A 22,252-nucleotide genomic window follows, 5' to 3' on the forward strand; every position below is an offset into this window, starting at 1 on the left:
AGCGCGGCGCGCGCAGGCTCGTGCTGCTCGGCCGCACCCCGCTGCCGGCGCGCGGGGCCGCCGAGGACGACCCGGTGGTGCGCGCCGTGCGGGCCATCGAGGGGGCCGGGGCCACGGTGTTCGCGGTCGCCGCCGACGTCACCGACCCCGCGGCCGTGCGCGCCGCGCTGGCCGAGCTGCCCGTGCCGCCGGTCCGGGGCGTCGTGCACGCCGCGGGCCAGGTGCGCAGTGCCCCGGCGGTCGAGCTGTCCGAGGACGACCTGCGGGTGGTGCTGCACGCCAAGGTCGAGGGCGCGAAGGTCGTCGACGAGCTGTTCCCGGAGCTGGACTTCCTGGTCCTGTTCTCCTCGGTCGGACCGCTGCTCGGCCTGCCAGGCCAGGCCGCCTACGCCGCCGCGAACGGCTTCCTGGACGCGCTGGCCGCGCAGCGCCGCGCGCGGGGCGACACCGGGTGCGTGTCCATCGCCTGGACCTCCTGGCGGGGGCTGGGCATGGCGACCTCGGCCGCCGCCACCGACGTCGAGCTGGACGCGCGCGGCAGCGCCGACCTCACCCCGGAGCGGTCGCTGGCCGCGCTCGACCGGGTCCTGGCCGCCCGGCACGACCTCGGCGGCGGGCCGGTCGCGGTGCTGCCCGTCCGCACCGACCACCCCGGCCCGCGCCCGCCGCTGCTGGCCGCGCTGGAGATCGACCCCCCGGCGGAGGACGGCGACGCGCCGAGCTGGGCCGGGCTCACGGGCGCCGACCTGACCGCCGAGCTGACCGCGCGCGCGACCGCGTGCGCCGCGGCGGTCCTCGGCGTCGACCCGGACTCCCTCGACGCCGACGCCGCGCTCGGCGAGCAGGGGGTCGACTCGCTGCTCGGCGCGGTGCTGCGGGTCCGGCTCGAGCGGCTGACCGGGGTCGCGCTCGCGCCCACCCTGCTGTGGAACCACCCGACCGCCGCCGCCATCGGCGCCCACCTGGCGAGCAGGGTCGCACCACCGGAAGGACACGACACGTGAGCAGTCAGACCGCGACCACCGAGGAGCTCTTCGCCGACGACCCGCTGGCCTGGGCGGGCGGGGACTACCGCGCGCTGCACCGGCTCGGGCAGACCGAGCTGGCCGACCTGCAGCTGGCGGCCCTGCGGCGGCGGTTCGCCGACCTGCGCGGCCGGCTGGCGGTGCTCGACGCCATGGTCGCCGACACCGGCGTCGAGGCGATCGAGACCCTCGGCGACGCGATCCCGCTGCTGTTCTCCCCGGAGGTCTACAAGTCCTACCCGGCCTCGCTGCTGCGCCGCAAGCGGTTCGACGTGCTCACCGGCTGGCTCGGCCGACTGACCACAGTGGACCTCTCCGGCGCGCGGGCGGCGGCGGCGACCTCCATCGACGACTGGCTCGCCGACCTGGACGCCAGCACCGACCTGCGGGTCCAGCACTCGTCGGTCACCTCGGGCACCATGTCGTTCGTCCCGCACACCCACAGCGAGGTCGACGCCATGTTCTCCGTCGTCGGCGCCAGGGTGCGCGGCGGCGGCGACCCGGTGCCGGTGGTGTGGCCGATGATCCGCGGGGGCCGCAGCGGCATCATGCGCTGCGCCGACGCCCTCGCCGAGCACGTGGCCGGCGGTGAGGACAACGTGCACGCCATGCACCCGGGCCGGATGAGCGCCGACGTCATGCTGCTCGCCGGGCAGATCGCCGCCGCCCGCGCCCGCGGCGAGGACGTCGACGCGGACCCGGACCTGCTGGCCCGCCGCGAGGAGTTCGAGGTGCTGCGCCGCGAGTCCGAGGCGGCCATGCCCGGGTTCGTCGAGCGCCTTGCCGACACCCTGCGCGGGCGGCGCGTGTACCTGATGAACACCTGGAACACGCTGCACCAGGTGGCGACGGCCGGGCTCGACCGCGGCCTCGACGGCCTGTTCGCCGCCGACTCGCTCATCGAGCCGGGCGGGGGCACCAAGGGCGCGCACATGCCCGACGACTGGCAGGACCGGGTGCTGCGGTTCACCGGGGCCGACCGCTTGCAGCACATCTACGCGATGACCGAGACCACCGCGCTGCACCCGATGTGCGGCGAGGGCCGCTACCACCTGGAGCCGTGGACGGTCGCGTTTGTCCTCGACCCGGCCACCGACGAGCCGCTGCCGCGCACCGGCACCCAGACCGGGCGGGGTGCGTTCTTCGACCTGCTCGCCCGCACCCACTGGGGCGGCTTCCGGTCCGAGGACCGGATCACGGTCGCCTACGAGCCCTGCGCGTGCGGGCGGTCCACCCCGCAGGTGCACGACGGCATCCGGCGGCTCAAGGACGTCGGCGACGTCGACAAGATCAACTGCGCGGCGACCGACTCCGCCCACCGCGCCGCCCTGGACCACCTGAGCGGGGGGTCGTGATGGCCGTGGCGGTCCCCGCCGTCGTCCGCGGCGAGCTGGTCGAGGGCCCGCTGGTCGAGTTCGGCGGTCGCGGCGAGACCGGCTTCGCCGTCGCCGACCCGGCCGCGGTCGTGCCACGCCTGGGGAGGCGGAACCTGGCGCTGAGCCGGGAACTCGCCGCGCTCGACCTCGACGAGGTCCTCGACTACCTGGCCGAGCTGGGGGCCAGGCTCGTCGACAACAAGTACCTGGACGAGGCGGTCGAGCGGTCGGCCGGGCTCGCCGACACCCCGCCGGGGCTGGTCCGCTCGAACTACCGGCTGCTGCCCGGCCTGTTCGCCCGCCAGGCCACCGAGGAGGTCGTCGCCGCGATCGGTCGTGACGTGCTGACCGGCTGGCCCGAGCGGCGGATGGCGGACGGCCGCGTCGGCGCGGTGCACGCGTTCGGCGTGCGGTCCGTGCACGTCATCGCGGGCAACAGCCCGCTGATCGCGGCCATGACCCTGGTCCGCACGGCCGTCACGCGCGGCGAGGCGGTCGTCAAGACCCCGTCCAACGACCCGCTGACGATGGTCGCGCTGGCCCGCACGATGATCGACATGGCCCCGGGCCACCCACTGACCCGCGCGGTGTCGGTGGCCTACTGGAAGGGCGGCGACGAGGCGCTGGAACGGCGGCTCTACCACCCGGCCGCGTTCGACAAGATCGTGGCCTGGGGCGGGATGGCCTCGGTCAAGCACGTCGTGCGCTACCTGGAGCCGGGCCTGGAGCTGGTCACCTTCGACCCCAAGCGCAGCGCCACCATCCTCGGCCCGGAGGCGTTCGAGCCTGCCGCGCTCGACGACGTCGCCCGCAGGCTGGCACTGGACGTGGGCGCGTTCAACCAGGTCGGCTGCGTGAACGCCCGGGTCGTCTACGCCGTGTGCGACACCGGGGCCGCAGAAGACCTCGCCCGCCGCGTCTACGCGGAACTGCAAGAGCTGCCGCCCACCGTGTCCACCGCGGCGGGGCGGGTCGACACCGAACTGCGGGCCGGCCTGCGCGCGCTGCGCGCGGGCGGCTTCCACACCGTCGTCGGCGGCGAGGCCGACGAGGGCGCGGTGATCGTCTCGCACCTCGACGAGCCGGTCGGCTTCGCCGGGTCGCTGGCCGGGCGGGTGGCCAACATCGTCCCCGTCGAGACCGCCGAGGACGCCGCCCGGCACCTCGACGCCGCCACCCAGACGGTCGGGGTGTACCCGGCAGCCCTGCGCCACCGGCTGCGCGAGGTGCTCCCACTGGTCGGGGTGCAGCGCACGGTCGAGCTGGGCTGCGCGGTCAGCGTGCACCCGGCGCTGCCGCAGGACGGGTTCGAGCCCGCCCGCCGCCTGGTCCGGTGGGTCACCGACGAGCACCTGCCCGCCGGGTCCGACCCGCTCGACATCGTGTTCCCGCCGCACCGCGAGGAGGACCCGTGATCTGCGTCCGCGCCGTCTCGACCTGGCTGCCCGACACCCGCGAGACCCTGGCCGAGGCCCTGGCCGACGGCCGGATGACCGAGCAGGACGTCGAGCGGTCCGGCTACTCGTCCATCCCCGTCGCCGGACCCGACCTGCCCGGCCCCGTCCTCGCCGCCAACGCGGCCCGCGCCGCGCTGGCCGAGTCCGGTGTGGACCCCGCGCGGGTCGGGCTGCTGCTGCACGCCTGGACCGAGTACCAGGGCCACGACCTGTGGTCGCCCCCGCACTACATCGCCGACCAGGTCGGCGCGGGCGACGCGCTCCCCATCGGCGTCCGGCAGTTGTCCAACGGCGGGGCCGCGGCGACCGAGCTCGCCGAGAGCTGGCTGCACGCCCACCCGGACGGCCTGGCCGTGGTGACCACCGGCGACCGCTTCTGCCTGCCCGGCTTCGACCGCTGGCGCTCCGACCGCGGCCTGGTGCACGCCGACGCGGGCACCGCGATGGTCCTGGCCGCCGCGCCCGGGCCCGCGGACGCGCTGCGCCTGCTCGGGATCGCCAGCGCCTCGGCCCCGCGGCTGGAGGGCATGCACCGCGGCGACGACCCGTTCAGCACCGGCCGCTACGACCAGGGCGCCCCGATCGACCTGGCCCGCACCAAGAAGGCGTTCTTCGCCGCCCACACCCGCGAGGCGTTCACCGAGACCGCCACCGGCAAGGCCAAGCAGGTCGTCACCGAGGCCGCCGAGCGCGCGGGCGTCGCCCTCGACGACCTGCGCCACCTGCTGCTGCCCCGGATCGGGCGGTTGACCTACGAGCTGTACCGGCCGGTGTTCGGCGAGATCACCACCGCCGAGGTCCTCGACCGCGGCGAGCACACCGGGCACCTGGGCGCGGGCGACCTGCTCGCCAACCTCGCCGACCTGACCACCCTGCTCGGCCCGGGGGAGAAGGCCGCGGTCTTCAACGGCGGCGGCGGGTACACCTGGACGGCCGTGGTCGTGGAGCGACCCGCGTGAGCGGCGCCGTCGACCGGCTCGTCGCGCGCTTCGACCACCACGACCCCGAGTTCACCCCCGAGGTGGCCGTGGCCGTGCACCGGCGGCTGCGCGAGGTCGGCGAGCCCGTGCACTCCGCGGCGCACGGCGGCTTGTGGGTCCTGGCCCGCTACCGGCACGTGTTCGACGCGCTCAAGGACCACGGGACGTTCTCGTCGGCGCAGGGCGTGTTCTTCCCGCGCGGCGCCGACCAGCCCAGGTTCGCACCGCTGGAGTACGACCCGCCCGAGCACACCGCGTTCCGCTCGCTGATGCGCCCGGCGCTGGCCGCGGCGGCGGTGCGCGCGGTGGAGCCGCGCATCGACCGGCTCGCGGCCGAGGTGGTGCGGCCGTTGGTGGCGCGCGGGTCGGCGGACCTGGTGGCGGAGCTGACGACCACGCTGCCGCTGGCGGTGCTGGCCACCACCATCGGGTTCTCCGACGCCGCCCGCGGCGAGATCCTGGAGCTGACCCGCACCACGTGGTCGAGGATGGCCACCGGCGGGCAGTTCTGGCCGCAGTTCGCCGCCCTGCTCGACGCCGAGATCGCCCGCGCCCGCCGCGACCACGACGGCACCTACCTGGCCGAGCTGGTCCGCACCGAGGTCGACGGCGCGCCGGTCACCGACGAGCAACTGCGGGTCATGCTCGTCGCGTTCGCCATCGCCGGGCACGAGACCACGATGAACACCACCGGGCACCTGCTCTGGCGCCTGGCCCAGGACCCGGACCTGGCCGCCCGGCTCGCGCGGGACCCGGGCGCCCGCCCGGCCGCCGTCGACGAGTCGCTGCGGCTGGACGCGCCCGTCGACCACGGCAGCCGGGTCACCACGCGCGAGGTCGAGGTGGGGCGCACGACCATCCCGACCGGGTCGCGGGTGCTCTTGGCCGTGGGCGCGGCCAACCGCGACCCCGAGCGGTTCGACGACCCGGAGGCGTTCCGGCTCGACCGGGGCCCGGCCCGGCACCTGTCGCTGGGCCAGGGCATCCACTTCTGCCTGGGCGCCCAGCTCGGCCGCAGGCAGATCGTGGCCGTGCTCGACGAGCTGGCCGCCGCGCCGCCGATGACCCTCGACGGGCCCGTGCGCAGGCACTACGCCAACGGCCGCCACCTCAACCTGGCCGCGCTGCCGGTGCGGTGGGGCGCGTGAGGAACGACCTGGCCTGGCCGGTCGCGCTGGGCGCGGCCGGGCTGGTGTTCGACGGGTACGACCTGGTCGTCTACGGCGCGCTGGTGCCGCTGTTCCTGCGCTCGCCGGGCGAGATCGGGGCGCTGACCCCCGCGGCGGCCGGTGCGCTGGGCAGCTACGCGCTCATCGGGGTGCTGGTCGGCGCGCTCGCCGCGGGCGCGGTGTCGGACCGGTGGGGGCGGCGGCCGGTGCTGCTGGGCGGGTACGCGTGGTTCTCCGTGGGCATGGGCGCGACCGCGCTGACCTCGTCGACGCAGGCGTTCGGGGCGTGGCGGCTGGTGACCGGCATCGGGATCGGGGTCGTCGTGGCGACGACCGGGGTGCTGGTGTCCGAGCTGGCGCCGCCGGGGCGCGGGCAGCTCTGCACGACGGTCGCCTACTGCGGCATCCCGCTCGGCAGCGTCCTCGGCACGGTCGCCGCACTGTCCCTGTTGGACACGGTCGGGTGGCGGGGGCTGTTCTGGATCGGGGCGCTGCCGCTGGTGGCGTTGCTGCCGCTGGCGTGGTGGCGGCTGCCGGAGTCGCCCGCGTGGCGCGGGCGGGAGCGGGGGCGGTCCGGGTTCGCCGGGTTGTTCACCGGTCCGACGCTGCTGCCCGCGGTGCTGCTCGGCGTGGTGAGCGGGATCGGGCTGCTGCTGGTGTTCGCGCTGAGCACGTGGCTGCCGGAGCTGATGGGGCGGTCCGGGTTCGGCTCGCGCGGGTCGCTGGTGCTGCTGCTGGTGCTCAACGGCGGCGCGGTCGTCGGGGCGCTGCTGGCCTCGCCGCTGGCGGAGCGGTTCGGGCCCCGGCGGGTGGTGGCGGGCTGCTTCGGGCTCGGCGGCGCGGGCATGCTCCTCATCGGCTCGCAGCCCCCCGCCGCCGTGGTGCCGGTGCTGGTCGCGGTCGTGGGGCTGGGCACGACCGGGACGCAGATCCTGGTGATCGGGCTGGCCACCGCCACGTTCCCCACCGCCGTGCGCGGGACGGGCGTGGCCTGGTGCACCGGCTTCGGGCGGCTCGGCGGGATCGCCGGGCCGCTGGTCGTCGGGCTGCTCGTGGCGGCCGGGTCGGGCGTCGAGTCGCTGTTCACCGCGCTGGGGGTGGTCGCCGCGGTCGGCGCGGGGCTGGCCCTGCTGGTCAGGTCCGGTCGAGCCGCTCCTCGAACGCCGTCTCCCGGGCCAGCGCGGCACACGTGATCGTCACCGCCGCCAGGCCCGCGTAGTACAGCAGCACCCACCACGGCCGCCCGTCGCCCGCCAGCACCAGCGCCGCGGCGATCAGCGGCGTGAACCCGCCCGCGAGCACCGACCCGATCTGGTAGCCCAGCGACACCCCGCTGTAGCGCAGGTGCAGCGGGAACAGCTCGGAGAACCAGGCGGGCTGCCCGGCGGCCATCGCGTCGAAGAACACGCTCGTGGCCAGCACCACCGCCAGCACGATGAGCACGGTGGACCCGGTGTCGACGGCGAGGAAGAACAACGCCAGCGCGGCGACGGCGCCCACGGCCCCGAACAGGTAGGGCCGCTTGCGCCCGAACCTGTCGGTGAGCCCGCCCCACACCAGGGTCGTGCCGATCGACACGGCTGAGGACACCACCACCGCGATCAGGCCTGCATCGCTGTCCTCGCCGAGGTTGGCCGAGATGTAGCTGAGGCCGTAGGTGGTGAGCAGGACGTAAAGGCCGATCTGCGACAGCCGCAGGCCCGTCGTCAGCAGGACCGGGACCGGCGCCGCGCGCAGCACCTCCAGGACCGGCAGGCGGGCGACTCCGCCCTGGTCGCGCAACCGCTGGAACTCCGGGGCGTCCTGCAGCCGCAACCGCACCGCCAGGCCGACGCCGACCAGGACGACGCTGAGCAGGAAGGGGAGCCGCCACGCCCACGCCAGGAACGCCTCGGGCCCGGCGGCCGTCCGGGTGATCCAGAACACGCCCGTCGCCAGCAGCATGCCCGCCGGGGAGCCGATCTGGGTGAAGCCGCCGAACCAGCCGCGCCTGCCCGGCGGCGCGTGCTCGACGGTCAGGATCGCCGCCCCGCCCCACTCCGCGCCGACCGCGAGCCCCTGCAGCGTCCGCAGGACGACCAGCAGCGCAGGCGCGAGCACGCCGATCGTGGCGTAGGTGGGCAGCAGGCCGATCAGCGTGCTCGCGGCGCCCATCAGCAGCAGCGCACCGACCAGGACGGCCTTGCGCCCGATCCGGTCGCCGAGGTGCCCGGCGACCACCGCGCCGATCGGCCGCGCGCCGAACCCGGCCGCGAACGTCGCGAACGCCGCCAGCGTCCCGGTCGCCGGGTCGACCGACGAGAAGAACACCTTGTTGAACACCAGCGCCGACGCCGTGGCGTAGAGGTAGAAGTCGTACCACTCGATCGTCGTCCCGATCGCGCTCGCGAACGCCACCCGCCTGGGCGTTCGCACCACGGTGCTCCCCGACACGCCGAGACCCTCCCCGAAATGGGCAAAAGTAATAAAACGGATCTATTGAACCACGGTGGGCGAGTCACCCCACCGGGCCGGACCACCCGCTGCCGACCGCCACTCCGACCGCCACTCCGGTAGTCGCGGTGGCGATTGTCCTTTCCACCGTTCGCGTCCACTTCTGACCCGCCGACTCGGTCGACCCCTGTCAGACTGGGCGCATGGGCATTCGCGGCAAGCACCGAGACGCGGCCACGACCGGCGCCGGGGTCGCCGTCGTCGTGGGCCTGCCGGCCGCGCTCACCGGCTTCGGCTGAGGCCGGTTCCTGCCCGAGCCCAGCCGGTCGGCCGCCCGCGGCGCCGGAACGTGTGTGCCGGTGGCGGCCACGGCCACGGGGCCGTTGCCTGCGGGTGCAGGAGCAGTTCAACGGGCTTGGGCCAAGGCCGGGGTGTTCCAGGCACTGATGGACGTGTTGACCGCCGAGGCCGGGTCCCGCGGGCAGGTCGGGTTGGAACTGCTCAGCGTGGACTCCACGATTGTGCGGGCGCACCACGAATCGGCCGGGCCTGCGATCGCCGGAGAGACCCTCGATGCGCTGGAACAGGGCGCTGACGAAGGAAGAAGGGGCTCCGTTGCCCACCCGGCAGCGGGTGCTGCGGGTGATCAGCCACGGGCCGCGGCGGATCAGGAAAGCGCGGGCACCTCTGCCGATCAGGATCGTGCCGCCCTCCGGCGGCGCCGCACGGCGCGGGCGAAGGCGGCCGGTCCCGGGGCAGGCTGAGCAGCAAGGTCCACGCCGCGGTCGACGCGCGGGTTGCCACTGGCGTTCGTGCTCACACCCGGCCCCAGGTGCGGACTGCCCGCAGTTGCAGGCCGTGCTCAACCAGATCCGGGTCCCCGGCGGATCCGGTCGGCCCCGCACCCGTCCGGGCGCGGTGGCCGCGGACAAGGCGTACTCCTGCAAGGCCAACCGGGCTTACCTGCGTGGCCGCCGGATCACAGCGGTGATCCCGGAGAAGATCGACCGGCAGGCCAACCGGAAGCAGCGGTCATGTGGCCGAGGACCCTCACCTCAACCACATGATCCGAACCTCGAACAGCCCCTAGGCGGGCTTGCCTGCCGACACCACGAACAGCGCGGGCACCGCGAGGAACGTGCCGTCCGCGCCCCGCCGCCGCGCCTCGGCGGTCAGCGCCTCGGCCTCGGCCGCGGTGATCGCCCCGGTCTGCTGCGCGATGGCCAGCCCCGGCCCCGGGTACAGCGGCCACACCACCTCCGGGTCGGTGTGCACCGGCGAGTACGGCTGGACCTCGACATCGACGAAGCCCGCCGCGCGCAGCGTGTCGGCCGCGCGCACGCCGGAGCGGCCGTTGGCCAGGTTGTCCGACGACGCGGCCAGCACGGCGCGGGCGGCGCGCGGGTGGTCGGTGGCCACCGACATCGCGTCGGAGTCCAGGTCGACGAGCACGACCCGGCCGCCGGGGCGCAGCACCCGGTACGCCTCGGCGGCGGCGCGGTCGGGGTCGTCGAGGTGGATGTAGACGCGCTCGGAGTGGTACCAGTCCAGCTCCCCGTCGCCCGCGGGCAGCGCGTAGGCGTCGCCGACGCGGAAGTCGTGCCCCGGGTTGAGGCGCTCGGCCTCGGCCACCATCGCCGCGCTCAGGTCGACCCCGAAGGCCGTCAGCCCGCGCGCGGTCAACTGCGCCACGACGGTGCCCCGCCCCGACCCCACATCCACCCCGCGGCCCGTCCCCAGCCGGGCGTAGCTCAGCTCGCGCAGCCGCACCGTCTGCGGCATCGCGTCCAGCCGCTGCAAGAGGTCGACGAACACCGCAGGGTCCGCCGCTTGGTCGACATCGGTGAACTCGGCCAGGTTCTCGTAGGTGTTCTCCATGCCGCCAGTCAACACCAAACCAGACTTATCGGGCGCTCCCCACCCTGGGGCGCACCCGGGCAGCCGACTCCTCCACCGCGCAGCGCACCATCCCGGCCTGCTCGCACCGGCGCACCACCGCGCTGCTGCTGCGCCATAGCCGCAGCCCCGGCGCAGCAGCAGCGGCACCGCCTTGCGCGACTCGGCCACGTCCCTGGCGAACCGGCGGGCGAACGTCCGGGCCGCGCTGGGCGCGAGCACCAGCGCCTCACCCGGCACCCCGGCCCGCTCGCAGTCGGCCACGATCCGGTCGGCGAACAGCCCCTCGGCCACGAACACCGGCGACCCGCCCAGCGACAGCGTGCTCGACCCGACCCTGCGGTCGGCGCCGTACTCGTAGACCGGCACCTCAGCGGCGCCGGTACCCGTTGGTGAGCCAGGCGAGGGTGCGTTCGACGACCCAGCGGTGCCTGCCGAGTCTGTCGGAGGTGTCGATGTCGCGGCGGCTGATGCGGACCATGATGCCGCGGTCGATGAGCCATCGACGCAGTTCTTTCACGTCGTGGGCATTGTCCGCGTGGAGCTTGTCCGGGCGGAACCGGCGGCTGCCGCCTCGCCGGTGCACCGCCGGGACTGCCCGATAGATGCGCCCCCACAAGCCGGCCTTGGTCCAGTCGGTGAACCTGCGGTGCGCGGTCGGCACCGTCACCCCGAACGACGACGGCAACATCCGCCACGTACACCCACTGCTCAGCACGAACACGATCGCGGTGAACACCGCCCGATCACCCACCGGCGCCGTCCCACCACCCTGCGGACGGGCAGCGAACCCGGGATCAACGCTCCATAACACCCACAATCCATCCGGCACCAACCGCGCCGACAACACCTCCGATTTCGTCTTTCAACGATTCCCGCCGTTCGGCGGTGGCCGAGTTCGGCCGGGTGCGCCAGTTGTGGAATCCGGACCGGGACGCCCCCATCCACTTGCGCATCGACGCCACCGGGTGTTCGCCTTTTCGCCGTCGATGAACTCGAAGATCTCGGTCACCGGCAGTCGCGGGCGAAGAAGTCCGCGGCTTTTCCCAGGAACTCGTTCTTCGCCCTCAGTTCCCGGTTTTCCCGTTCCAGCTCCCGCAACCGGGCACGCTCGTCCACCCCCAACGGTGCGGTGCCTTTCGGGTGCTTCTTGCAGTGGGCCTCGACCCAGTTTCGCAGTGTCTGCTCCACCAGGCCCAACTGGCGGGCGGCCTCCGCGACAGAGATCCCGGACTCCACCATGTTCACGGCCTCGTCCTTGAACTCCGGCGAGAAACGACGACGGCGTTGACCTATGACAATTCTCCGATCGACTGACCCCATTCTACTTGGGGTCGATGTCCGAGAACTCCATGGCACTCCACATTGCTGCGTGCCGCAGGGCCGGACTGGTTCGATCAGGGCGACGTCTGGGCCAAGGTCGCCGCACTCCGGCCCGCCACCCACCCCCACCACACCGATTCCCGGCGCGCCGAGCGGTGGACCCAGACCGTGCGGCGGCTGATGACCACCGACGCGCACACGATCACCGACGTGGCACCCGACCAGGTGTCCGAGACGTGGTGGGCGGCGTTCGACACCGCCTGCCGCCTGCTTGCCGACCTTGCCCGCGACGGGCACCCCGCGCGGGGCAGTTCCGCACCGGCACCGACTTGGTCCTCGAGGGCATCAGCGCCGCTCGCCCACCCGCCAAGAAATGGCGCGGTGCGCAATGAGTCACCTGAGGTACGCCCGACCGGCTCTCTGTGTCGGGCACGGTGGGTGTGTCCCGGCGACCGATGGCCTCGTGCCGCGCGATCAGCTTCGGCCGAGTGACCGCTCGTCCAGGTCGTCCGCCCGGTGGATCTTTCAGCCACCCAGGGTTTCCGCCTGGGGCCGCCGGGGGTCGTACGCGGCCCAGCCGGGGTCGCCGTGGGTCGCGAAGGCGACCCAGGCGCCGTGCACGCGGGCCGCGAGCCCGGCGGGCGCCGGGTCGGGCCCGAGCAGACCGGCGTCGCCGTGCAGCCACGGTTCATCGGCGATGTCGAAGACGAAGGGCAGTTCGACCGTGTGGGTGGCGCCCAGCCGCCCGTCCAGTGCCGTCGAGCGGTAGCCGAACGAGTAGACGTGGGTGCGGCCACCGGACAGCCGGGCGTGGGCCTCGATCATCCGCGCGGTGCCTGCCCCGAAGAGTCCTTCGCCCAGCACCGCGGAGCGCAACTCGCCCGGGGTCGCCCCTGGCCGGGTCGCCCGATGGGCCGCGACGACGGCGGTGGGGTCCGCGTCGACCTTCGCCGCGACGGCGAGTACGTCGTCGTCCGTGGAGGATTCCAGCTTGCCCTGCGGCACCAGGTAGAGGTGGCCCTCCTCGGTGTTGGTGCCGATGAGCAGGTCGACCTCTCCCGCAGGCCCCTCCGCCAGGGCGTCGACCGGCTGCACGGGCAGGACCAGGGAGAACGGGCTCAGCTCGACGAGCGGGTCCGTGGCCGTCGCGGTCCGCAGGTCGATCCCCGCGAGAGCAGGCAGGATCTCGAGGAACCTCTCGTCCGGGATCTCGGCGAAGGCTTCCGCTGTGGGCGGCACGCCCAGTGCCCAGGCGGCCGCCGCGGTGACCCGGTGCGCCTGCTCGGGGGTGAAGGCGCCGGTGCCGCTGCCGCTCTGGACGATCGCGCGCCGGAACAGCCCCTTGGCTTCCGGCGTCGCCAGCAGAGCTGCGGTGATGGTGGCACCCGCGGACTGGCCGAACAGCGTGACGTTCCCGGGATCGCCACCGAACGCGGCAATCGTGTCCCGCACCCAGCCGAGCGCGGCGAGGACGTCGAGCAGTCCGCGGTTGGCAGGGGCGCCCTCCAGGTCGAGGAAGCCGGGGATGCCGATGCGGTAGTTCACCGTCACCAGCACCACGCCGTCGCGGGCGAACGCCCGGCCGTCGTAGAGCGCGGCGCGGGTGGAGCCGGTGACGAAGCCGCCGCCGTGCACGAAGACCATGACCGGCCGCTTCCCGCTGTCGGTGCCGGGCGTGCGGACGTCGACGGTCAGGTATTCCTCGCCGCGCACCCAGCCCGGGCCGAAGTAGGGGATCATGTCGAGCCGCCCGAAGTCCCGGGCGGGCTGCGGTGCGGTCGGCGACGGTGCGGTGGCGTCCCGGACACCGGACCAGCCCGGGTGGGACGCCGGCGGCGCGAACCGGCCTGCGCCCGTGGGTGCCGCCGCGTACGGGACGGCACGGTAGAGCTCGCCGAAGCGGTCACGAACACCGCGCACGGCGCCCGCCGGGGTGTCGACGATCGGATTTGCCTGCTGGGGCACGGGAACGCTTCCTCTCTCGGGTTGCTGCGGGGCAGGGGGCCTGCCCCACTGGACTCAGGCGATGCGGGAGAAGCCCGCCCACTCCTTGATGGCGAACTTCGACCCGTCGCGCTCGACCTCGGCGCCGCCCTGGCCTGCGAGGTGAGCGGGGAAGACCAGCGCGTTGTCCTCGGCCGCGCGGCCGAGGAGCCTGTGGCGGGTCGCCCGGGCCTCGGCCGGGTCCTCGCAGAAGCAGGAGTTGGTATCCGGTTCCACGAGCTGCAGCGGGGTGTGCACCAGATCACCGACGAACAGCGCGCGGTCGCCGCCCGACTGCAGGGTCAGCACGGACGACCCGGGGGTGTGGCCGGGCGCGAGGTCCAGTCGGAGGTTCCGGTCGATCCGGTACGAGCCGTCCCACAGGTGGGTCAGCCCGGCCTCGTGCACCGGGGCGACGCTGTCCTCGAAGACGTTCTGGTTGCCGCGACCCAGCACCGGTTCGTGGTTGTTGGCCGGGTTCCAGAAGTCGAAGTCCTGCCGCGTCATCAGGTACTCGGCGTTCGGGAAGGTCGGCACCCAGGTCCGGCCGTCGAGGTGGGTGTTCCAGCCCACGTGGTCGATGTGCAGGTGGGTGTTGATGACGACGTCGACGTCTCCGGGCCGGACTCCGGCGGCGGCGAGGTTGTCCAGGTAGTTCGTGTCCAGCCGGTTCCAGACGGGCGCGTAGGGGCGGTCCTTGTGGTTGCCGACCCCGGTGTCGACGAGGATGGTGCGGCCTTCGCTGCGCAGCAGCCAGGTCTGGATGGCCGAGCGGCATTCGCCGGTGCCCGCGTCCAGGAAGTCCGGGGCGAGCCAGCTCCGGTGCTCGTCCCAGGCGCCGTCGGGGCTGTCGGGGAAGAAGTCCGCGGGGCCCATCTCGACGGAGCCGTAGTACTCCTTGACGCGGGTGACGGTCACGTCGCCCAGCTCGATCTGATCCATGATCACTCCTCGTGAGTGGCGGGCGACTGCCCTGACCAGGTCGAGCCTGATCGCGTCCGCGCGGGCCGACCAGCCCCGCCTTGTCCTACCCCCGGCAGGGTGTGGCTGGGCGGTGCCGCAGGCGTGGATAGTGGAGTGGTGGACGGACCAAGCCCGCTCGGCGACTTCCTGCAGGCACGGCGGGCCAGGCTGCGCCCGGAAGACGTGGGGCTCCACGACCTCGGGCCGCGCAGGCGGGTGGCGGGGCTGCGCCGGGAGGAGTTGGCGCAACTGGCGGGGGTCAGCGTGTCCTACTACACCCGGCTCGAACAGGGCCTGTCCCGTGGCGCGTCGGCGGAGGTGCTGGAGGCGATCGCAGGCGCCCTGCTGCTCGACGACCACGAGCGGGACCACCTGGAACGCCTCGCCGGTGCCACCCGCCGGGTACCGCAGGCGCGAAGGCCCCGCCCCGAGAAGCTCGCCGACGAGACGCGGGACCTGCTGCGCTCCTTCGACGGCGTCCCGGCGCTTGTCCTCGGCAGGCGCACGGACGTGCTGGCGTGGAACCCGCTCGGCCACGCCCTGCTCGCCGGGCACGTCGACCCGCTGAGCCCGGAGGACCCCGCGCGCAGGCCGAACATGAGCCGGATGCTGTTCCTGGACCCGCACTGCCGGGGGCTCTACGGGGACTGGCGGCGCAAGGTGCGCGCGGTCGTGGGCAATCTGAGGATCGCCGTCGGCCGTCATCCGGAGGACCGGCTGCTCGCCGAGCTGATCGGCGAGCTGACGATGAAAAGCCCGGAATTCGTGGCGTTGTGGGGTGACCACCGTGTGACGCCGTGCGACGCCGCCACCTACGAGCTGCGCCATCCGGTCGTCGGCGCGGTGACCGTCACCCAGCAGACCCTCGTCCTCGCGCGTTCGCCGGGGCAGTCCGTCGTGGTGTGCACGACGCCCGCCGGGTCACCGTCGGAGGCGGCCATGGCCCTGCTGCGGCAGGCGAGCGCGGGGAGTGGGCAGGCCGCAGCGGTGGACCGGCCCGGCCGGATCGCTCCACCGCAGCACGACGGTGCTCGACCTGACCGGCCGACCCGCACCCCCGCGCGATTCGTCTCGGAGCACGCGGACGAACGGCGAGGGAAGTGACCACGGGGCTGGGCACCCGTCGCCTCAGTCCGGCAGGGGAAGCCGCTTGGTCAGCTTGGTGACCTGGTTGCGCGGGCCCGTGACGATCATGCCGACGAGGTCGGCGTCGGACTCGGTGGTGGCGGCGAGGTCGGCCAGGCACGCCTCGTAGGTGCGGGCGCGGCGGGCTGTTTCGGTCGGGCACAGCACGGTCAGCTGCTCCCGCTCGCCTGCGAGCCGGTGGAGGCGGGTCGGACGGCGGCTGAGGGGTGCCGGGCGCGATGGTCGTGATGCGTGGTGCTCTGCGATTTTCAGGCCGTTGCAGGCTGGTGGTGGGTGGCGAGTGCGTGTGCGGCCTGCAGCGGGGTGGTTCCGTGGGTTCGGGCGTGGGCCAGGAGCCGGTCGACCTTGGCGCCGATGGCGTCGATGCGGGCGTCGGTTTCCGGTTCGTCGCAGGCCAGCTCTTCGCGGCAGACGGCGTGGATGATGCCGCCTGCGCTCGCGACCGTGTCCGGGATCCACGTGATGCCGCGCTCGTGCAGGAGGGTGGCGACCTCGTCGCCGGTGAGCTGGTTGTTGGCCGGGCCGACGATCAGCGGGATCGTGCAGCCTGCGACGGTCTCGGGGCTCAGCAGCCCGCCGGTGGCAGCGGGCACGAGGATGTCGAGGTCCTGCCGCAGCAGGTCCGACGCGGTCCAGGTGAGACCGTCGGTTTCCACCTGCGCGCGGAGGCGGTCGTCCCGGTCGGCGACGACCACGTCGGCGCCGTCGGCGGCCAGCGACCGGCCCAGGAGACGTCCGACGCTGCCGTAGCCGATGACGCCGATCCGCAGGCCGGTCACGGCGCGGGCGCCACGGACCTGGGCTACCGCGGCGTCGAGGGCGGCGCGGACCCCGCGGGCGGTGGCCGCGCTCGAGTTGCCGCTGCCGCCGAGCGCTTCGGGACGGCAGAACGCCCACCCCGGGGTGAGGCGGTGGATCACCGCCATGTCCTGTGGGGTGGTACCGATGTCGGGTCCGGTGCGATAGCGCCCGCCCAGCCCGCCGATCGTCTCGGCGATGTCGAGCACGAGGTTCTCGCGCACCGGCGGCGCCAGCGGTGAGTCACCGAGGACCACGACAGTCTTGCCGCCGCCGTGCGGCAGGTCGGCGAGCCCGCATTTGAGCGTCATCGCGCGGGAGAGCCGCAACGCGTCGGCCACGCCGTCGCCAACGGAGCGGTACGCCTTGATCCGGCACCCCCCGATCGCCGGACCGCGTGTCGTGGAGTGCACCGCCACGACGATCGGGATGCCGCTGCGGGCCCCGCGGACCACGTGCAGTTCCTCGTGCTCGACACCCGCGCGGTCGACAGTGGATGGGAGATCTGTTCGACTCATGCCGCCAGTTTCCGCGATCGATCGGAGTCGCACGCCTGATGCTGATGTATGTTCGAAAAATGACTGAAAATCCGAACCTCGATCGGGTCGACCGGCAGCTCGTGCGAGCCTTGCAGCAGGACGCGCGCATCCCCATGCGTGAACTCGCCGAGATGGTGGGCGTGGCGGCCTCCACCTGTTCCGAACGGATCCGCCGGTTGCGTTCACGCGGCCTGATCACCGGTTTCCACGCCGACGTCGACCTCGCGTCACTGGGCAGGCCGGTGCAAGCGATGATCTTCGCCCAGATCCGCCCGCTGACCCGGGCCCTGATCAGCAAGTTCCACGACGAGGCGTTGGCCATGCCCGAGGTCATGGCCGTGTTCGTCCTCGCGGGCGGCGACGACTTCCTGCTGCACGTGAGCGTCGGTGACGTGACCCACCTGCACAGCTTCCTCGTCGACAAGCTCAGCAGCCGCAAGGAGGTCGTGCAGTTCCGCAGCTCGGTGATCTTCTCCCACGGCCAGAAGCGCGCCCTGGAAGACCTGACACCTTCCGCGCCGTAGGCCGGCTCCAGTCCGTCGCGTCGGCATGGGCCGAGGGCGTACGACTGGACCCGACAGCGCCCGGGCTCGCTGACCGCCCGCCTCCGCCGCCTGCCGACGGCCGCGGATCCTGCGGACCAGACCGAGGAGGACCGAACGCAGTGCCTCGGCCCGACGGCTGGACGGGACGAACATCTGCTGCTTGAGCCGCGCGGTGCGCTGGTGCTTGGTGATGAACGGGCGCAGCCCGGCCTCCCAGGCGTCCAGAGCGGCGGCGAGGTCGTCGGGGTGCTCCAGCAAGGCCGCGCTCAGTGCGGCGCCGCCGCGCAGCGAGGACGTGGCACCCATGCCCGAGTAGAGGTTCATGCACCACGCCGCGTCCCCGACCAGCACGACCCGGCCCTTGCCCCACCGGGGCATCTTCACCTGGTGCACCGAGTCGAACAGGTGGTCAGGGGCCTTTTCCAGGGAGTCCAGGACGTGGCGCACCACGGGATCGTCCGTTCCGGAGAAGACCGAGCGCAGCCGCTGGACCCGCGATCCGCTGAACTGCTCCTGGATGTCTGTCGTCCGGTACGTCAGCAGCGCGGTGGGCGCGTGGTCGGCGAGCCCGAACACCCACACCGCCCGCTTCGCGCGCGCGATGATGATGCTGTCGCTCGCCTCGTAGGAGGGCACCTGCTCCTCCAGTCGGAAGGCGCAGATCATCGCGTTCCACGTGGTCAGGTAGTCCTCGTCCGGACCGAACACGATCCGGCGCACGCTCGAGCGCATCCCGTCCGCGCCGACGACCATGTCGAAGCTCTCGCGGTACTGCGCACCGGTACCGGCCTTCTCGAGCAGGACCTGCACTTCGGCAGGACCGTCGGTGATCGCGACCGGAGTGGTCCCGAGCCGCACCTCGACGCCGGTGATGCCCTGCCACAGCGCGGCCTCGATGTCGCCGCGCAGCACCGCTGCAGGCTCTCCGGGCTGGTCCAGGAATCCCAGAGCCTGCCTGCGCCTGCCCCTGCGGTCCACCGACCACGAGTTCCCGCCCGGTCGTCGTTCCGGGTTGCGGGTGTGCAGGTGGTCGGCGATGCCCAGGTCGACCGCGGCCTGCCTGCCCTCCGGGAACAGCCCGACGAAGTAGCCCCCGGTACGCCGCTCGGGCGCCCGTTCGACGATCACCGGCGTCCAACCGGCCCGGCGCAGCCCGATCGCCGCGGACATCCCCGCGATCCCGAGCCCCACCACCAGCGCCCTCTTCCGCATGGCCGTCACCGCGCCGTGACGGACGGGGCGGCAGCCGTCGCTGCGGTGAACTCCGCTGCCAGCCTGCGGTGGACGACCCTGCGGACCAGATCGAGGACGCCAGAAACCAGCACCTCGGCCGAGCGGTTGGACGGGACGAACCGCTGTTGCTTGACCCGTGCGGAGCGCCGCTGGCGGGTGATGTAGGGGCGCAGGCCGGTCTCCCAGGCGTCCAGAGCGGCGGTGAGGTCGCCGGGGTGCTCCCGCAGGGCCACGCCCAGTGCGGCGCCGCCGCGCAGCGAGGACGAGGAGCCCATGGCCGAGTAGGTGTTCATGCACCAGGCCGCGTCCCCGACCAGCACGACCCGGCCCTTGCTCCACCGGGGCATCTTCACCTGGTGGATCGAGTCGAACACGTGGTCAGGGGCCTTCTCCAGGGAGTTCAGGACGTGGCGCACCACGGGGTCGTCGTCCATCCCGGAGAAGGCCGCGCGCACCTGCTCGATCGACGGCCCGGCGAACCGGTCCGGGATGTCCTTGGTGCGGTAGGTCAGCCATGCGCAGGGCGCGTGGTCGGCGAGTCCGAACACCCACATCGCACGCTTCGGGCGCGAGACGATGATGCTGTCGCTCGCCTCGTAGGAGGGCACCTGCTCCTCCATCTGGAACGCGCAGATCACCGCCTTCCAGTTCGCCAGGTGGTCCTCGTCCGGGCCGAACACCATCCGGCGCACGCTCGAGCGCATCCCGTCCGCGCCGACCACGAGGTCGAAGTCCTCGCGGTACTGCTTCCCGGTGCAGGCGTCCTCAAGCAGGACCTGCACCCCGCGTGCGCCTTCGGTGATGTCGACCGGAGTGGTCGCGAACCGCACCTCGACCGCGTCCTCGGTCCCGTCGCCGGTGATGCCCTGCCACAACGCGGCCTCGATGTCGCCGCGCAGCACCGCTGCCAGCCCGCTGGGCGCGTCCAGCAGGCCCAGAACCGGCTTGCGCCTGCCCCGGCGGTCCACCGACCACGAGTTCCCGCCCGGTCGCCATTGCGGGTTGCGGGTGTGCAGGTGGTCGGCGATCCCCAGGTCGGCCACGGCCTGCACACCCTCCGGGAACATGAAGATGAAGTAGCCCCCCGTCCGACGCTCGGCTGCTCGTTCGACGATCACCGGCGTCCACCCCGCCCGGCGCAGCCCGATCGCCGCGGACATCCCCGCGATCCCGAGCCCCACCACCAGCGCCCTCTTCTGCATGGCTCTTCCCCTCCACGACAACGATCGATTGATGGACAACTCAATCCGGCACGACGACGGCCCGGCTGCGCCCGGTATGTGCCCACGCCTCACCGATCCGGCTCAACGGGAACGCCGTGTAGGGCACCTGCAGCGACCCGTCGGCGAAGCGGGCCATGACCTCGGGCGCCTCGGCGAGCATCTCCTCCGGGGACACCGATCCGACGCCGCTCCCGGTGATCCGGACCCGCCGACTGCGCAGCAGGTCCGCAGGCAGCGACGCCTCCAGACCCGCGAGCGAGCCGATCTGCGAGTAGACCGTGTCCGCTTCGGTGTCCTCGCGGCCCCGCCCCAGCACGGCGAACGCGGCCTCGGCGACAGGCCCCCACAGGTAGTCCAGCACGAGACCGGGCTGCGCCTCGGCAACAGCGTCGGCCAGAGCCTTCTCCAGGCCGTCAGGACCGTCCTGGGCCAGTGACACCGTCGTCGCCCCGGCACCGCGCAGCCGCTCCAGCGCCTCCGGGTCGCGCCCGGCGGCGATGACCCGCTCCGCCCCGAGAGCCAGCGCGCCCCGCACCGCCAGGCTGCCCGACATCCCGGTCGCGCCCAGCACCAGCACGGTGCCCAAAGCCCCCACCTCCCTGCGCCGCGCGGCGAGCACCACCCAGCCCGACAGGCCGGGGTTCATGCCCGCGGCGATCGCGAGTGGATCCGCCCCCGCCGGAACCTCCGCCTGGAACGGAGCGACCAGCCGCTCGGCCATCGTCCCGAAGGGAGGACGCGCGTATCCGGTGTAGACCAGGCGCCCGTCACCGGTGCGTGCGACCGCGTCGATGCCCGGCACCAGCGGATACGTCATCTGGCCGCGGCTGTAGTGCCTGCCGGTGACCACTCCGCGGACGATGTTGTGCAGGCCGGCTCCGACGAGGCGCAGTGGCTCGTGACCGGGCGGGATCGTCGGCTCGGGGAAGTCGGCGCAGGCGGGTGGCACATCGGGGGCGGTGACGACCGCAGCACGCATCAGGTCCTCCTGAACTAAGTTCAATGATGTGGCCAGTGTTCCTGAACACCGTTAAGGTGTCAATCATGACCAAGGGCATCACCCGGGAGCGGATCGTCACGGCGGCGCTCGAACTCCTCGACGACGAGGGCATGGACGGCCTCACCGTCCGCGCGCTCGCGTCCCGGCTGGACGTCCGCGCCTCCGCCCTGTACTGGCACGTGCGCAACAAGCAGGAGTTGCTCGACGAGGTGGCCACCGAGGTCATGCGCCGCGTGACCGGCGCCCTCGCGGCGATCCCGCCCGGCGCAGGCTGGCGGGACGACCTCTCCTCCTTCGCCCGCGTCCTGCGCTCGGAGTACCTGCTCCACCGCGACGGGGCCCGCATCTTCAGCGGCACCCGGATCACCGACCCGGACGTGGTCCGCATGAAGGAGCCGTTGTTCGAACGCTGGATCGCGGCAGGCTGGACGCCCGCTGACGCCGACGACGCCGTCGACGTGGTCACCGCCTTTGTTGTCGGCTTTGTCATCGAGGAACAGGAACGACGCCAATCCGCCGAGACCGATCCGACGCGCTACTCCACGACACTGCGCGACGCCTGGCTGGGCGGAGGCGCGTCACTGGTCAAGGAGGCGGGCCACCTCCGCGACGACGGCGACCAGCGGTTCGAACGGCACCTCGGCAAGGTCCTCGACGGCATCGCCGCCCGGCCGGACGCGTGACTCACCCGCGCTTGCGCACCAGCACCGCGGCCGCGACGAGCCACCCATCAGGACGTAGTGCTGCACCCCGGCCAGGGAGTTCGCGGCGACCTCCGCGGCGAGCGTGTCGGTGGCTGTCGCTGCCTGACCGCGTTGACGACCGCGGTCGCCGAACCGGTGGCGTGCCTCGTGTGAGGGGACGCACGGCACACCCACATGGGGTTGCTTGTGGACGTGGCTACAACATGTAGTGTCTCGCACGTCGATGGTTCCGACGCTCCCGCCGGGAGCGGAGGAGGCAAGAGGGAACCCGGTGTGATTCCGGGACTGCCCCGCAGCGGTGAGTGGAAACGACAGTCGTCACAGAGCACTGAGGGCTCGCGCCCTTGGGAAGCGACGGCCAGTAGGTCCGGCTGGGAGCCGGGTGTCCGCGAGTCCGAAGACCTGCCGTCGACGCGTGCGCCGTCCGGCGCACGCGTGTCCGGGGCCTCGTGGGCGGGC

At 73.1% G+C, this 22,252-nt stretch carries 19 protein-coding genes, 2 pseudogenes and 1 riboswitch; of the genes and pseudogenes, 10 read left to right on the forward strand and 11 right to left on the reverse strand.

Features of this window, described 5'->3' with window-relative positions:
- The 6 genes from L6E12_RS17970 to L6E12_RS17995 form a co-directional block, all read left to right on the forward strand.
- Positions 1-1,004, forward strand: a 1,004-nt coding sequence (locus L6E12_RS17970) for a beta-ketoacyl reductase (protein WP_236229081.1), incomplete at its 5' end; no start/stop codon positions are given.
- Positions 1,001-2,380, forward strand: a complete 1,380-nt coding sequence (locus L6E12_RS17975) for a hypothetical protein (protein ID WP_236229082.1) — start codon at positions 1,001-1,003, stop codon at positions 2,378-2,380. The genes L6E12_RS17970 and L6E12_RS17975, both read left to right, overlap by 4 nt.
- Complete coding sequence (locus L6E12_RS17980; RefSeq protein ID WP_236229083.1) at positions 2,380-3,816, forward strand: acyl-CoA reductase; 1,437 nt, start codon at positions 2,380-2,382, stop codon at positions 3,814-3,816. Before L6E12_RS17975 ends, L6E12_RS17980 begins: the two co-directional genes overlap by 1 nt.
- Positions 3,813-4,817, forward strand: a complete 1,005-nt coding sequence (locus L6E12_RS17985; RefSeq protein ID WP_236229084.1) for a 3-oxoacyl-[acyl-carrier-protein] synthase III C-terminal domain-containing protein — start codon at positions 3,813-3,815, stop codon at positions 4,815-4,817. Before L6E12_RS17980 ends, L6E12_RS17985 begins: the two co-directional genes overlap by 4 nt.
- Positions 4,814-5,986 (forward strand): cytochrome P450, encoded by a 1,173-nt coding sequence (locus L6E12_RS35455; RefSeq protein ID WP_236229085.1) that lies wholly within the window; start codon positions 4,814-4,816, stop codon positions 5,984-5,986. The genes L6E12_RS17985 and L6E12_RS35455 overlap by 4 nt, the downstream gene beginning before the upstream one ends.
- Positions 5,983-7,200, forward strand: coding sequence for an MFS transporter (locus L6E12_RS17995; RefSeq protein ID WP_236229086.1), 1,218 nt, complete (start codon positions 5,983-5,985; stop codon positions 7,198-7,200). Before L6E12_RS35455 ends, L6E12_RS17995 begins: the two co-directional genes overlap by 4 nt.
- Here L6E12_RS17995 and L6E12_RS18000 read toward each other — a convergent pair.
- Complete coding sequence (locus L6E12_RS18000) at positions 7,142-8,422, reverse strand: MFS transporter (RefSeq protein ID WP_236229087.1); 1,281 nt, start codon at positions 8,420-8,422, stop codon at positions 7,142-7,144. The two genes, L6E12_RS17995 and L6E12_RS18000, sit on opposite strands and share 59 nt — an antisense overlap.
- 464 nt (positions 8,423-8,886) lie before the next feature.
- Here L6E12_RS18000 and L6E12_RS18005 point away from each other — a divergent pair, with 464 nt between their 5' ends.
- On the forward strand, positions 8,887-9,204 hold the full coding sequence (locus L6E12_RS18005) for a hypothetical protein (RefSeq protein WP_236229088.1): 318 nt from the start codon (positions 8,887-8,889) through the stop codon (positions 9,202-9,204).
- A 322-nt stretch (positions 9,205-9,526) separates the two neighbouring features.
- Here L6E12_RS18005 and L6E12_RS35460 read toward each other — a convergent pair whose 3' ends face one another.
- From L6E12_RS35460 to L6E12_RS18030, 5 genes and pseudogenes are all read right to left on the reverse strand, one after another.
- Positions 9,527-10,705 (reverse strand): methyltransferase domain-containing protein, encoded by a 1,179-nt coding sequence (locus tag L6E12_RS35460; RefSeq protein WP_236229089.1) that lies wholly within the window; start codon positions 10,703-10,705, stop codon positions 9,527-9,529.
- Positions 10,706-10,712: 7 nt separating this feature from the next.
- Positions 10,713-11,186, reverse strand: a pseudogene (locus L6E12_RS18015) (transposase); the annotation flags it as partial.
- A 158-nt stretch (positions 11,187-11,344) separates the two neighbouring features.
- On the reverse strand, positions 11,345-11,659 hold the full coding sequence (locus tag L6E12_RS18020) for a transposase (protein WP_255683259.1): 315 nt from the start codon (positions 11,657-11,659) through the stop codon (positions 11,345-11,347).
- A 525-nt stretch (positions 11,660-12,184) separates the two neighbouring features.
- Positions 12,185-13,624 carry a carboxylesterase/lipase family protein gene (locus tag L6E12_RS18025; protein ID WP_236229090.1) on the reverse strand — a complete coding sequence of 480 codons (1,440 nt, stop codon included), beginning with the start codon at positions 13,622-13,624 and terminating at the stop codon, positions 12,185-12,187.
- A gap of 54 nt (positions 13,625-13,678) precedes the next feature.
- Entirely contained in the window at positions 13,679-14,584 is a 906-nt protein-coding gene (locus tag L6E12_RS18030; RefSeq protein ID WP_236229091.1) for an MBL fold metallo-hydrolase, read from the reverse strand.
- Between the two features lie 138 nt (positions 14,585-14,722).
- On the opposite strand from L6E12_RS18030, the gene L6E12_RS18035 reads away from it, so the two are divergent.
- On the forward strand, positions 14,723-15,709 hold the full coding sequence (locus L6E12_RS18035; protein WP_236229092.1) for a helix-turn-helix domain-containing protein: 987 nt from the start codon (positions 14,723-14,725) through the stop codon (positions 15,707-15,709).
- Positions 15,710-15,733: 24 nt separating this feature from the next.
- Here L6E12_RS18035 and L6E12_RS34795 read toward each other — a convergent pair whose 3' ends face one another.
- Together L6E12_RS34795 and L6E12_RS18045 are read right to left on the reverse strand one after the other, a co-directional pair.
- Positions 15,734-16,003, reverse strand: a complete 270-nt coding sequence (locus tag L6E12_RS34795) for a DUF2000 family protein (RefSeq protein ID WP_255683263.1) — start codon at positions 16,001-16,003, stop codon at positions 15,734-15,736.
- A complete protein-coding gene (locus tag L6E12_RS18045) occupies positions 16,000-17,067 on the reverse strand; it encodes a Glu/Leu/Phe/Val dehydrogenase dimerization domain-containing protein (RefSeq protein ID WP_236229094.1) in 1,068 nt (355 codons plus the stop codon). The genes L6E12_RS34795 and L6E12_RS18045 overlap by 4 nt, the downstream gene beginning before the upstream one ends.
- 59 nt (positions 17,068-17,126) lie before the next feature.
- On the opposite strand from L6E12_RS18045, the gene L6E12_RS18050 reads away from it, so the two are divergent.
- The gene (locus L6E12_RS18050; RefSeq protein ID WP_255683260.1) at positions 17,127-17,612 is read left to right on the forward strand and encodes an Lrp/AsnC family transcriptional regulator; all 486 of its coding nucleotides are present in this window, start codon (positions 17,127-17,129) and stop codon (positions 17,610-17,612) included.
- A gap of 279 nt (positions 17,613-17,891) precedes the next feature.
- Here the strand turns inward: L6E12_RS18050 and L6E12_RS18055 are convergent.
- The 3 genes and pseudogenes from L6E12_RS18055 to L6E12_RS18065 all read right to left on the reverse strand — a co-directional run.
- Positions 17,892-18,845: pseudogene (locus tag L6E12_RS18055) on the reverse strand (FAD-dependent monooxygenase); the annotation flags it as partial.
- Between the two features lie 5 nt (positions 18,846-18,850).
- Positions 18,851-20,068, reverse strand: coding sequence for an FAD-dependent monooxygenase (locus L6E12_RS18060; RefSeq protein WP_236229095.1), 1,218 nt, complete (start codon positions 20,066-20,068; stop codon positions 18,851-18,853).
- 40 nt (positions 20,069-20,108) lie between these two features.
- Complete coding sequence (locus tag L6E12_RS18065) at positions 20,109-21,068, reverse strand: zinc-binding alcohol dehydrogenase family protein (protein WP_236229096.1); 960 nt, start codon at positions 21,066-21,068, stop codon at positions 20,109-20,111.
- Positions 21,069-21,133: 65 nt separating this feature from the next.
- Here L6E12_RS18065 and L6E12_RS18070 point away from each other — a divergent pair, with 65 nt between their 5' ends.
- Positions 21,134-21,772: a TetR/AcrR family transcriptional regulator C-terminal domain-containing protein gene (locus tag L6E12_RS18070; RefSeq protein WP_236229097.1), complete on the forward strand. Its 639-nt coding sequence runs from the start codon at positions 21,134-21,136 to the stop codon at positions 21,770-21,772.
- A gap of 228 nt (positions 21,773-22,000) precedes the next feature.
- Positions 22,001-22,218, forward strand: a riboswitch (cobalamin riboswitch).
- The last annotated feature ends 34 nt before the right edge of the window (positions 22,219-22,252 follow it).

Origin of the sequence: Actinokineospora sp. PR83, assembly GCF_021056305.1 — a bacterium.
GTDB lineage: Bacteria > Actinomycetota > Actinomycetes > Mycobacteriales > Pseudonocardiaceae > Actinokineospora > Actinokineospora spheciospongiae.